The organism is Pseudoalteromonas sp. SWYJZ98 (assembly GCF_015864495.1).
Classification (GTDB): Bacteria; Pseudomonadota; Gammaproteobacteria; order Enterobacterales; family Alteromonadaceae; genus Pseudoalteromonas; species Pseudoalteromonas distincta.
Map to the genome: position 1 here is coordinate 216,037 of NZ_JADYXA010000001.1, position 12,154 is coordinate 228,190.

General features: G+C 39.9%; 13 protein-coding genes and 1 other RNA gene. 4 read left to right on the forward strand and 10 right to left on the reverse strand.

Annotated elements, in window-relative coordinates:
• Nucleotides 1-41: 41 nt before the first annotated feature.
• The 3 genes from I6F10_RS01005 to rsmI all read right to left on the reverse strand — a co-directional run bounded on the left by I6F10_RS01005 (nt 42) and on the right by rsmI (nt 3,344).
• Nucleotides 42-1,940 (reverse strand): DUF3258 domain-containing protein, encoded by a 1,899-nt coding sequence (locus tag I6F10_RS01005; protein WP_197098224.1) that lies wholly within the window; start codon nt 1,938-1,940, stop codon nt 42-44.
• A 127-nt stretch (nt 1,941-2,067) separates the two neighbouring features.
• Nucleotides 2,068-2,445: RNase P RNA component class A (gene rnpB / locus I6F10_RS01010), an RNA gene on the reverse strand.
• A gap of 41 nt (nt 2,446-2,486) precedes the next feature.
• Complete coding sequence (rsmI, locus tag I6F10_RS01015; RefSeq protein WP_024595588.1) at nt 2,487-3,344, reverse strand: 16S rRNA (cytidine(1402)-2'-O)-methyltransferase; 858 nt, start codon at nt 3,342-3,344, stop codon at nt 2,487-2,489.
• Nucleotides 3,345-3,405: 61 nt separating this feature from the next.
• On the opposite strand from rsmI, the gene I6F10_RS01020 reads away from it, so the two are divergent.
• Genes I6F10_RS01020 through dolP form a run of 4 tightly spaced genes read left to right on the forward strand, consistent with a single transcriptional unit; the run spans nt 3,406 to nt 6,864 of the window.
• The gene (locus I6F10_RS01020) at nt 3,406-5,283 is read left to right on the forward strand and encodes a penicillin-binding protein activator (RefSeq protein ID WP_165743098.1); all 1,878 of its coding nucleotides are present in this window, start codon (nt 3,406-3,408) and stop codon (nt 5,281-5,283) included.
• Between the two features lie 24 nt (nt 5,284-5,307).
• Complete coding sequence (locus tag I6F10_RS01025) at nt 5,308-5,679, forward strand: YraN family protein (RefSeq protein WP_002957970.1); 372 nt, start codon at nt 5,308-5,310, stop codon at nt 5,677-5,679.
• Nucleotides 5,680-5,711: 32 nt separating this feature from the next.
• Nucleotides 5,712-6,305, forward strand: a complete 594-nt coding sequence (locus I6F10_RS01030; RefSeq protein WP_002957968.1) for an SIS domain-containing protein — start codon at nt 5,712-5,714, stop codon at nt 6,303-6,305.
• Nucleotides 6,298-6,864: a division/outer membrane stress-associated lipid-binding lipoprotein gene (gene dolP, locus I6F10_RS01035; protein ID WP_002957967.1), complete on the forward strand. Its 567-nt coding sequence runs from the start codon at nt 6,298-6,300 to the stop codon at nt 6,862-6,864. Before I6F10_RS01030 ends, dolP begins: the two co-directional genes overlap by 8 nt.
• A 59-nt stretch (nt 6,865-6,923) precedes the next feature.
• On the opposite strand, the gene I6F10_RS01040 is transcribed toward dolP, so the two are convergent.
• The 7 genes from I6F10_RS01040 to rplM form a co-directional block, all read right to left on the reverse strand.
• Nucleotides 6,924-7,361: a ClpXP protease specificity-enhancing factor gene (locus I6F10_RS01040; protein WP_002957966.1), complete on the reverse strand. Its 438-nt coding sequence runs from the start codon at nt 7,359-7,361 to the stop codon at nt 6,924-6,926.
• Nucleotides 7,361-7,987 carry a stringent starvation protein SspA gene (gene sspA / locus I6F10_RS01045; RefSeq protein WP_002957965.1) on the reverse strand — a complete coding sequence of 209 codons (627 nt, stop codon included), beginning with the start codon at nt 7,985-7,987 and terminating at the stop codon, nt 7,361-7,363. The genes I6F10_RS01040 and sspA overlap by 1 nt, the downstream gene beginning before the upstream one ends.
• 80 nt (nt 7,988-8,067) lie before the next feature.
• Complete coding sequence (locus I6F10_RS01050; RefSeq protein WP_002957964.1) at nt 8,068-8,817, reverse strand: cytochrome c1; 750 nt, start codon at nt 8,815-8,817, stop codon at nt 8,068-8,070.
• On the reverse strand, nt 8,814-10,079 hold the full coding sequence (locus tag I6F10_RS01055) for a cytochrome b (RefSeq protein ID WP_002957963.1): 1,266 nt from the start codon (nt 10,077-10,079) through the stop codon (nt 8,814-8,816). Before I6F10_RS01055 ends, I6F10_RS01050 begins: the two co-directional genes overlap by 4 nt.
• On the reverse strand, nt 10,079-10,669 hold the full coding sequence (gene petA / locus I6F10_RS01060) for a ubiquinol-cytochrome c reductase iron-sulfur subunit (protein ID WP_002957962.1): 591 nt from the start codon (nt 10,667-10,669) through the stop codon (nt 10,079-10,081). Before petA ends, I6F10_RS01055 begins: the two co-directional genes overlap by 1 nt.
• A gap of 581 nt (nt 10,670-11,250) precedes the next feature.
• Complete coding sequence (rpsI, locus tag I6F10_RS01065) at nt 11,251-11,643, reverse strand: 30S ribosomal protein S9 (RefSeq protein WP_024595789.1); 393 nt, start codon at nt 11,641-11,643, stop codon at nt 11,251-11,253.
• 8 nt (nt 11,644-11,651) lie between these two features.
• Entirely contained in the window at nt 11,652-12,080 is a 429-nt protein-coding gene (rplM, locus tag I6F10_RS01070; RefSeq protein ID WP_002957960.1) for a 50S ribosomal protein L13, read from the reverse strand.
• Nucleotides 12,081-12,154: the final 74 nt, after the last annotated feature.

The window sequence follows — 12,154 nt, forward strand, 5'->3', positions numbered from 1 at the left end:
GCCCAGCGTGTGACATCAATATACTATTTTATCTAATTTAATTAAATACAAAACGAGCTAACAACTTGCTGCAACCTCTTCAAATTAGCCCCGCCATGCGTGTATTTATCTGTTATTCCACCTTTAGAAAGTTCATGACCAACTATTTGCTGAATCAGTGAAAGATCAAACGAGTGGTTATTTCTTATGTTACTTATGAACGTATGCCTAAAGCTGTGGAAACTACGCAGCTCATCTAACTCATTCACACTTGGTATTTCAAGCTCCACAACTAAACGACCAAACCAACTAGTGATACTTTCAGCCGATGTTATTTCATATAGAATGCGTTCTTGCGTTTGCTCCACATACTCTAAAAAGCCAAGCTCAATTAAGCGCTTATGGATAGGAATTTTACGTTTTGCGTTATTAGTTTTAAGGCGTTGTGATTCGTGTTCATCAGTTACTAGTATGTAGTTAACCCCATCTTCAATACGGATATCAGGCTTTCTTAACTGATAAATTTCTGTGCGCCTTGCGCCTGTGTACATGGCTAATAATAGTGACCACTTTTGCCACGCATGTTTTGTTTGTATTGCAAAAGCTTCAAACTTAGTAAGTTCTTCGCTATTAAAAACACCACGTATGCGCTGCTTAAAGTCTCGTTTTATAGTACATGGTGAATGCTGAATATATTCAACCGTATCTCTTTTAGCATAGGAGAATATCCCCTGTAACCACTTATAATAGCCTTGAACTGTTTTAGGTGTCACTAAGTCATCTTCTGGCACATCAAAGTCTAGGCACTCTTGCAGGCTCATTTTGCTGTATGGTGCGCGATTCTTTTTAGGTAGCTGATAACAACGGTCAATAAAACGACCTATATCACTCGCTTTATAACTTTCAATTGCTTTATCTTCACTCAGTAAACACCATGCTTCGTAGTGGCGAGTGTATTCTTTTACAAGCCTATCGCTTAAACCTGCATTTACTTTAAAATCTAAAAACTCGGCATATACTTCTGAAAACAATGGGCCTTGAGTTTGTTGTTTTTCTTCCCTTGACTGACTTTCAGCTATGGTGTGTGAGCTTTTATTAAACATTGAATCTAATAAATGTTTTTGCTCTGAATCTTTAGTTAAGCAAGAGGCCAAGTATTTAGCCTGTAAATTTCTTGAGGTTTCTAGCATACTTTTAAATGCTGAATACTCTAAAGAGCTATGTTCAAACTCTACATCGTGTTTGTTGAGAGTATCTATTGCATCAATGTCATCAGCGTAAAAGTTGTCGTCTTCATCTGAGTCATCAAACAAGTCTTCATCTGTTTCAACTTCAGAATTATTAAACATACCAGCGAGTAAAAACGTATCTAATTGGCGTGCAAGCTGACGAACACTTTTTTCGATTTGTTTATTAGCTACAATGTCGGCATTACTTAAACCACTATTTTTAAGTGCCATGTACTTACTAACCAAAACATAAATATTAAGCACTTCGTAATCATTGTTTTTTAAAGCTTCAACCAATAATTCACCTGTTTCACCATCTGCAATAGAAAGCATAATGTTTGCTGCGGTTCTTAAATGTGTAGGTGAGTGATTATTTAGCGGCTTCGCTTTAATGCCATTTATAGAATGTGCTGTTGAAGCATAACGTTGTTCTTCTTTTGCTATTATTTTTTTGCTTAGCTCATGGGTAAGTTTTTGCTTCATATGAATTAAGATACGTTTTGCTTGAGTGATTAAAGTTTCAGTATCTATATTGTGTCGATCACTCGCAAGTATTTTTAGTTTATCTAGTTCGGGTTTGATCAATTCAAGAAAGTTTAAAGCATGATGAAGGTGTTTGGTTTTAAGTGAAATGCGTATATCGGAGCCGATAAATTTACGAGGGAAAACATAACGAAAATAGTAACGTTCTTTTCGTAGTATGAGGTGTTCGGGGAGTTTGATATGTCTCATTAAGTTACCTATGTGTAAGTAACGTATTGAGTTTATTTGGCACACTATTTGGCACACTTTTGAAATTTTGTGCCATGAGATTAGTGGTTCAAGCGTAAGCACCTAATAAATCAGGTGCTTACGCTTGAGTTTGAGTCAGCCTATAAGCCGGGTTTTGTCCTTTCCGAAGAAAGTGATAATCATTCGTCTAGGCCATAAATCGCTCTATGGCTCAAGCAACCTACCCGGTTCTCACGTGGGCCACGCGTTCATTATTTAAAATGATAGAACCCTATTTGGTCTTGCTCCGAGTGGAGTTTACCTTGCAACCGACTATTACTAGCGGCCCGGTGCGCTCTTACCGCACCCTTTCACCCTTACCAATCGAGATTGGCGGTCTCCTCTCTGCTGCACTTGTCGTAGGCTCACGCCCCCCAGCCGTTAGCTGGCACTCTGCCCTATGGAGCCCGGACTTTCCTCCCCCTGATCATTTTCGTCACAGGCAGCGATCATCTTGGCTGACTCGGCGCGCAGTATACATGAGGCTAATACTAAGCGCAGTAAAATTTACTCTTTTTCTTCAATAATTGTTTTATATAAAGCGTTTTTCTTCATACCAAAGTATTCGGCTACAACGCCACAGGCTTTTTTCATTGGCATTTCACTCTCAAGAAGTGCCAGCATTTTGCGCGCTTCTGGCGGAACATCGTCTATTTGCTTTGGTTTACCCGCAAGCATAAGCACTATTTCGCCGCGCTGCTTGGTAGGATCATCAGTTAAAAATTGTTTAAGCTCACTTACACTACCATTAAAAAATGTTTCAAAGGTTTTGGTTAGCTCTTTAGCAAACACGACTTGCTGCTCATCACCAAGGGCTAGTGCTAAATCATCAAGGCTTGCCATAATACGGTGCGTACTTTCGTACATTATGCTGGTAATGCCTGAGTTAACAGCTTCGGTAAAAAAGTCTTGGCGAGCTTTGCTTTTAGCTGGCGTGAAACCAATAAACTGAAAGCGGTCAGTTGGTAAGCCTGAACAACATACGGCTGTAATTGCAGCACATGCACCTGGAACAGGTGTAACATGAGCGCCTTGTTCGCGACATAGATTTACCACAGCGTAGCCTGGATCACTAATTAGCGGTGTACCAGCGTCAGATACTAAAGCAATATTTAAACCTTGATTAAGTTGATCAATAATTTGCTGTGCTTTTTGCTTTTCGTTGTGGTCGTGTAATGCAAACGTTTTTGCCTTAATTCCAAAGTGGCTAAGTAGCTTGCCGGTATGGCGAGTGTCTTCAGCAGCTATTAAGTCAACTTGCGATAATGTCGCAATGGCACGGTGACTTAAGTCGTCATAATTGCCAATTGGGGTGGCAACAATGTAAAGAGTGCCAATTTTCTGTGAATTCTCCTCATTTAACATTGAGGTCTCCTGCGTCAGTCAGTAATATAAGCAAATCGCGTTAACGTATTGGGAAATCATTGTGCGACTTAAACTAGTTAGTCTATTAATTATATTGTCAGGGTTATCGGCGTGTAGCACAACCGAAAAACCAACTAAAAACAGCGATAACGTAAGTAACCGCACTAATGCTCTGCAAAATCAGGCAACCAGTGCGCAATCTATCTACCAATTGGCGCAAAACCGCCAAGGTGCCGATAAAATACAGTTATTGTATAGTGCCCGTGATGCTGCGATTAGTGAGCAAAATTGGCCTTTGTTAGAGAGAATTGGTAATGAGCTTGAATTAACCGCAAGTGTTGATCAAATCCAAAACCGTCTTTATATTGCATTTGCACAAAAACAACAGAATAAGAATGATCAAGCTTTGGTGATTTTACAATCGCTAGACGGACAACTTACTCAACCTGAGCATTTTGCATGGCATCAGTTTTTAACAGCCAGTATTTATGCATCGCAAAATTTTCCTAAAAAAGCTACCCCCTACTTCTTTAGAGCCTCTGAAACAGCAACAAAAAACAATATAGAAATCCCTCAGCTCAATCAAAATTTGTGGGATAACTTAAAACAGCTCTCTTCATATGCGCTTGAACGTTTTAACCGTGGTTCGGTTATCCAGCAAGGCTGGGTAAACCTTGGTCTATACTATCAAGTATATGCAAGTAGCGGCGTGGAGCTAGACCAAGCAATTAATAATTGGCGCAGACGCTATATTGGGCATCCGGCTTTTTCTGTATTACCTGAACAGGACGAAATGCTTACTGAGCTCGCCCCTATTAATATAGAGCGTTTAGTTGTGTTGTTTCCACAATCAGGCCCTAACGAACGCTTAGGTGATGCGCTTAAAGCCGGTGTGTTAGCTGCACTTGATACGCAAACTATCAACGACACTATTTTTATTGATGAAAACCTAAGCACTGAGGAAATCGCAGCGCAACTTGAAGAAATAAAGCCTGATTTTGTAATTGGTCCTCTACTTAAAGCAAATATTGATAAACTAGCCAATGCACAAACTCTTATTGATACTCCGGTACTGCATTTAAACACTTTTGATGGTGAGCGCATTTCGCTTCAGCATTATTACTTTGCATTGAACCCTGAGCACGAAGTACAGCAAGCTCTGGAACACTTTTTAACTAAGGGCTATCAAAAGCCTATGCTGCTTGCGCCAAATAATGCAAATGGCCAACGTTTAGTTGATTATTTTAACCTACAGTGGCAACGCTACAGCGAAACCAAGCCACAAATCGGTTTTTATAACGATAAAAAAGATATGCCGAACACAATTACCAGCTTATTAGAAGTTGATAAGTCAAAAGATCGCATACAAACAGTTAAAGCATTATTTAAGCAAGAAGTAGAAAACGAAACGCGTTCACGCAGTGATATAGACGTTATTTATATTTTGGGTGATGCAATAGAAACTCGCTTAATTAAACCTTACCTTGATGTAAACGTCAGTACATTTGCTGATCGTATCCCACTTTATGCAAGCTCTAAAAGTCATAGTAAACAAATTGACAGTACAGACAAAGGCGACTTAGACGGCCTATACTTCACTGAATTACCGTGGATGCTTGATTCACAAATTAAACAACATAATTTACGCCAGCAGTACAACTCTCTATGGCCTGAGCAAATTGATATTAGCCAACGCTTATTTGCAATGGCGTACGATGCAGTATCAATATTACATGACATTAGACAGTTAAGCGTAATGCCAGGCAACCAATATAGTGGTTTAAGCGGTAAGCTATCTGTTAATACCAGCGGCCATATAGAACGTATGCTCGACTGGGCTCAATATACAAACCGTCGCATTAAGCCTGTGCAATTAGAAACACAACGCCCGGTACCATTGTTTATGCAATCAGCGGGTGATATACAAACTATAAATTAAACTTTATTAAGTTAAGGGGGCGGCATGTCGTGGTTTAAAGAGCTGTGGCACAATAGTCGCGAAAAAGGCCAGTATTATGAGCTTGAAGCGCAAAAATACTTAGTTACTCAGGGCTTAACACCCATTGAACGTAATTATTACTGCCCCTTTGGCGAGCTTGATGTCATTATGAAAGAAGGCGACACCCTTGTATTCATTGAGGTCAAGTTTCGCAAAAATAATGCCCGTGGCGGTGCCAACTATGCACTTAGCCCACAAAAACAAGCTCGATTAAAACGTAGTATTTATCATTACTTAGCAGCTAAAAATTTAACTAACCAAGCACTAAGAATTGATTATGTAGCCATTACAGGAGAAGCATCTCCTAATATTAATTGGCTTAAAAATGTATTTTAAACGCAAATACAAAGATAAATTATTGGTAGGCTATGCAAGACACAATTAAAGAAATTTTTACAGAAAGCATTCAAGTTCAAATCGCTGCTGGTGAAGTGCTACCTAGTGCGCTTGAGTCAGCTGCATTTACTATTGCACAAAGTCTGATCAACGGAAATAAACTCATTTGCTGCGGTACTGCTAATTGCCACATGCTCGCCCAGCACATGGCGGGTGTATTGGTTAATCACTATGAAACCGAGCGTCCTTGTTTGCCGGCAATTGCTCTATCGCAAGAAAACGTTAACCTTGGACAAAGTACTCAGGTAGACGATCACGATACATTTGCTCGTCAAGTCCGCGCTTTTGCCCAGCAAGGTGATTTATTGCTTGTACTGGCTATTAACGGTAACGAAAAACATGTTATTTCTGCCGTTGAAGCTGCACTAACTAAAGATATGAAGGTCATAGTTATGGTTGGTGATGATGGTGGCGAGTTGGTTGGCCTACTTGGCCCTAACGATGTTGAAATTAGATCCCCATCTAAACGCCCTAGCCGCATTATCGAATCCCATTTAGTTAACTTACATTGTTTAAGCGAACTTGTTGATTTAACGCTTTTCCCTCAGGATGAAAATTATGTTTAAACGCTCTCTTATTGTTTTAGGTACTGTTGTATTACTACAAGGCTGCGCAGCTGCTGTTGTTGCAGGTACAGCCAGTGCAGTAACTGCAGCGAACGATCGCCGTACCATTGGCTCTCAAATTGACGATAACAATATTGAAATAAAAGCGAGTATTGCACTTAGCGAAGTAGAACGCCTTGAAAAGTTTGCCAATATAAGCGCTGTAAGCGTTAACGGTATTGTTTTACTTGTAGGCCAAGTATCTAATGAAGAAATGAGAAACGAAGCACAGCGTACCATTGAGGGCGTTTCAGGTATTCGTAAGATACATAACCAAATTCGTATTGGCTCAAATATTGGCATTACTACACAAACGCATGACTCTTGGTTAACTTCTAAAGTAAAAGCTCAGCTACTAACAGCAAAAGACATTAGCAGTAATAACATTAAAGTAGTTACTGAAAACGCTGAAGTATTTTTAATGGGTTTAGTATCTGACTCTGAGTCTACTCAAGCTGTAAACATTGCCCGAAATGTATCTGGCGTAGAGCGTGTAATTAAAGTATTTGAATACTTGTAAACACAAAATACAGACATAAAAAAACCGCTTATTAAGCGGTTTTTTTTTGCATTTACTTATTATTTAATAACGCGTAAATGAGAGCCTTTTTTCTTCTGTGGCTTTTCTGGTGGTGTTTCATCAATAAATTCAGCTGATGAATCAACACTTTCAAGCTCAGGCACAAAATCGTCTTCGTCCTCTAAAAACTCATCTGCAGTAAAGACTGTTCCTTCGCCATTTTCACGCGCGTATATTGCAAGCACAGCACCTAGAGGCACATACACTTGCATCGGCTGACCACCAAAGCGCGCATTGAAGCTAAGTTGGGTTAAGTCTAACGAAAACTGTGTGACCGCTGATGGACTTATGTTTAAAACAATTTGTCCGTCTTGAACAAACTGTGTTGGCACTTGTACATTTGCAAACCCAGCGTCTACCACTAAATGCGGTGTACACTCGTTATCGACTATCCAATCAAAAAAAGCACGTAATAAATAAGGACGATTAGGCGTCATTATAAACGGATCTCACGCTCAGCTTCAGTTAAAGAGGCTTGGAATGACTCACGTTCAAATAAACGGATCATATACTCTTTAAGCTCTTTAGAACCTGCACCATTAAGCTCAATACCAAACTCTGGTAAACGCCATAATAGTGGAGCTAAATAACAATCTACTAAGCTAAACTCTTCACTCATAAAGTAAGGTGCTTCGCTAAAAATAGGTGCTACAGCAAGTAATGCTTCTGTTAGCTCTTTACGAGCTTGAGCAGCATCTGACGTGTTGTTACTGATTTTGTCAGCTAGGCTGTACCAATCAGTATCAATACGATGCATCATTAAGCGGCTACGACCACGCATTACCGGGTAAACAGGCATTAGTGGAGGATGAGGAAAACGCTCATCAAGGTATTCCATGATGATGTTTGCCTGGTATAAACCAAGCTCACGGTCAATCAGTGTTGGCACTGTGCCGTAAGGGTTAATTTCGTGAAGTGCTTCTGGCAAGTTATCTTTTTCAGCCAAATGAATATCTACACTTACACCTTTTTCCGCAAGTACAATACGTACTTGGTGGCTATACATACAGTTAGCACCAGAAAAAAGGGTCATTACAGGGCGCTTATTGGCAGCTACGGCCATGCCTATACCTCCATTAAATAACTAAAACAGCAAAAGGGGCTTAAGCCCCTATTGCAAAATTACCTTTAAAAATGTTCAACTTAATGAACATCTCTCCAGTATTCTTTCTTAAGCATAAATGCCAAGATAAATAGAATTATTAAGAATCCTATTACCTTAATACCTAGCGCTTCCGATTCAAGACGTGAAGGTTCACCCACGTACTCAAGGAAGTTTGTTAAATCACGAGCCGCTTGGTCGTATTCATCTACGCTTAATTCACCCGTACCATCAGTTTCAGTAGCAATAACTTTGGTCACAGTGTGGCCATGTTCTTCTACTTCTTTAGTGATAGGCGTTGGTAAACCTTGTAGTTCTTGAAGAACATGAGGCATACCTACCGATGGAAAAACAATATTGTTAACTCCAAACGGGCGAGATTCATCTTTATAAAACGATTTTAGGTACGTGTAAATATAATCTGGTGATTTTACACGTGCAATAAGAGTTAAATCCGGCGGAGCCGCACCAAACCATTTTGCTGCATCGTCTTTTGTAATTGCGTTTGTGATATGGCTACCGACTTTAGAGCCGTCAAAAATTAACTGCTCTAAACCAACTTCTGTTGGGATACCGATATCACGAAAAGTACGCTCATAACGTTGATACTGCATTTGGTGACAACCAAGACAGTAGTTCATGAACAACTTTGCACCGCGTTGTAAAGATGGTTGATCAGTAAGGTCGTTATTCGCTTCCATTAAAGGAACCGACGGACCTGCTGCCATAACCATGTTAGGCAACAAGTTTACTGATAAAGCAAATAAACCAATAATAAGCTTCTTCATCATTTCGTTAACCTCTCTGGCAATGGCTTAGTTTTTTCGTTCTTACTGTATACAAACAACAGTACGAAGAACATAAAGTAAGTCACAGTACAGATTTGAGAAATAATCGTTTTCATATCAGTTTGTGGAGTTGCACCCACCCAACCAAGAAGAACGAAAGTTACAACAAAGCCTGCAATGTTCCATTTATGGAAACCACAACGGTAACGAACCGATTTAACTCTACCACGGTCAATCCAAGGTAGTAATGCAAGTACTACAATCGATGCACCCATCGCCGCAACACCGATTAGCTTATCAGGGATTGCACGTAAGATTGCATAGAATGGCGTAAAGTACCAAACCGGGAAAATATGCTCAGGTGTCTTAAGTGGGTTAGCTGCCTCGAAGTTTGGACCTTCTAAAAAGAAGCCATTCATCGCCGGCATAAAGAACACAACCCAACAAAACAGTATTAAGAAACCAACCACACCCACAATATCTTTAACTGTGTAGTAAGGGTGGAACGGTATCGCATCAACAATGTCTTTTTTGTTAGTGTAATACTCATGGAATTTAAATTTAGGCTTATCTTCTTCAGCTACTGAGCCTTTCTTACGTTTAATCTCAATACCTTCAGGGTTATTTGAACCCACTTCGTGTAGAGCAACAATGTGTAAGAAAACTAAGATTACAATAACCAGTGGTAGTGCAATTACATGTAATGCAAAGAAGCGATTAAGCGTTGCACCTGATATTACGTAGTCACCACGGATCCAAAGTGTTAAGTCATCACCAATAACCGGAATAGCACCGAATAATGAAATGATTACTTGTGCGCCCCAGAACGACATTTGGCCCCATGGTAATAAGTATCCCATGAATGCTTCAGCCATTAGCGCTAAGAAAATGAACATACCAAATAACCACAGTAATTCACGCGGTTTTTGGTAAGAACCGTAGATCATGCCACGGAACATATGCATATATACAACGATGAAAAACGCTGATGCACCTGTTGAGTGCAAGTAACGTAGTAACCAGCCATATTCTACATCACGCATGATGTACTCTACCGAGGCAAAAGCACCTTCAGCAGACGGAACAAAGTTCATCGTCAACCAAATACCTGTTAGTATTTGGTTGACTAGTACTAACATGGCTAGTGAGCCAAAAAAGTACCAGAAGTTAAAGTTTTTAGGTGCTGGATACTGTGCAATGTGCATGTTCCAAACACGTGTCATTGGGATTCGGTCGTCTATCCAACCAATAATCTTACCAAACATTAGGCTACCCCTCTTTCTTCGCCCACTAAAATAGTGGTGTCATCTAGAAAAGTATAAGGTGGTATTTCTAAGTTTAATGGTGCAGGTACCGATTGAAATACTCGACCAGCCATATCAAATTTAGAACCGTGGCACGGGCAGTAGAAACCGTCATCAGTCCCTTCTACTTTCTCACCAAAATTACCTTGTAAAAAGCCTGGTGAACATCCTAAATGCGTACAAATACCTACAGCCAAAAATATTTCTGGACGTAATGAACGGTAATCATTTGTTGATGATTCTAATTGTTGTGGCTCTTGCGATTGCGGATCACGAAGTTGACCTTCATGTTCTTTCATCTGCTCAAGCATTTTTGGGGTACGTGATACAACCCATACAGGTTTACCACGCCACTCGACACGTATTAATTGTCCAGGCTCAAGTTTGCTGATATCTACTTCTACAGGCGCACCCGCAGATTTAGCTCGCTCACTTGGATTCCAAGACGCAATAAAAGGAACAGCAGCCCCAGCCGCACCAACACCACCTACAACAGAGGTAGCTATGGTTAAAAAGCGACGTCGGCCATTGTCTACAGGCGCATTGCTCATCCACTTATCTCCACTATGATTCTCAACACTTGCTATATTGAGAACATCAGTTACAGCAGGTTAATTATTCGAAATTTTTAAAATAGAAGCGATCATAATTAAAACCCTTGATTAAAACAAGGTTATTCAAAGCCCCATGCTCGAATAAACCTGACTTGATCAAAAATTTGATTAAGCTAGCTCGAGAATAAAGCCGAACGACTATAATAACGCTTCTGTAAAAACAATATACTGACCGAGATCAACACCACTAAGAGGAAACAGTAAAAACTGTACATAGTGTCGTTAAACTCACTCATTTTACTTCCACGCCAATTGTAGCAAAAAATTCCACCAATTAACTGATGGATTTAAACTAATTACGATAATTATTTAACTTTTTTGCAGCTATCTGAGTGTTTTTTAACTTTCGTTCGATTAATACGCAGTTATTAATAAATTTGATCATCATTAATTACAGCAATACCAAGTATGGCGACCGCTATAAACAAATTTAAATTAAGTAGCAAATGTAAACTTTTTGATTTGAAAACAAAAAACCCAGCATAAGCTGGGTTTTTGAATTCTTGATAACGTATAGATTAACGTTTTGAGAACTGTGGACGCTTACGCGCTTTCTTAAGACCCACTTTCTTACGTTCAACTTTACGTGCATCACGTGTAACAAAACCTGCTTTACGAAGTTGTGGACGTAGTGACTCGTCAAACTCCATAAGTGCACGAGTGATACCGTGACGGATAGCACCAGCTTGACCAGTTGTACCACCACCAGAAACGGTGATGTAAAGGTCAAATTTTTCAGTCATATCAACTAGCTCAAGAGCTTGATGAACAACCATGCGTGCTGTTTCGCGACCAAAATACTCTTCTAGAGAGCGTTTGTTGATTACGATGTTACCAGTGCCTGGGCGTAAGAATACGCGAGCACTTGAACTTTTACGACGACCTGTACCGTAGTATTGATTTGCCATGATGGTGCTCCTTAAATGTCTAGAACCTGAGGCTGTTGTGCAGCATGGTTATGCTCAGTACCTGCGTAAACTTTAAGTTTACGGTACATAGCGCGGCCTAAAGGACCACGTGGCAACATGCCTTTTACAGCTTTCTCGATGATCATTTCAGGCTTTGCAGCTTGAAGTTTATCAAAAGTAGTAGACTTAAGGCCACCTGGAAAACCAGAGTGAGCGTAGTACACTTTATCTTTGAATTTGTTACCAGTTACAGTAACTTTTTCAGCGTTGATAACGATGATGTAATCACCAGTATCTACGTGAGGAGTGTATTCAGCTTTATGCTTACCGCGTAGGCGGTGAGCGATTTCAGTAGCGATGCGACCTAAAGTTTTACCTTCAGCGTCAACTACGTACCAGTCACGTTTTACTGTTTCTGGTTTAGCAACAAACGTTTTCATTTATAAAAATCCAATGTTTTTCAATTAAAACCACAAGTAGTTAATATTAACTACTGCTCTAAGTTTGCTATAAC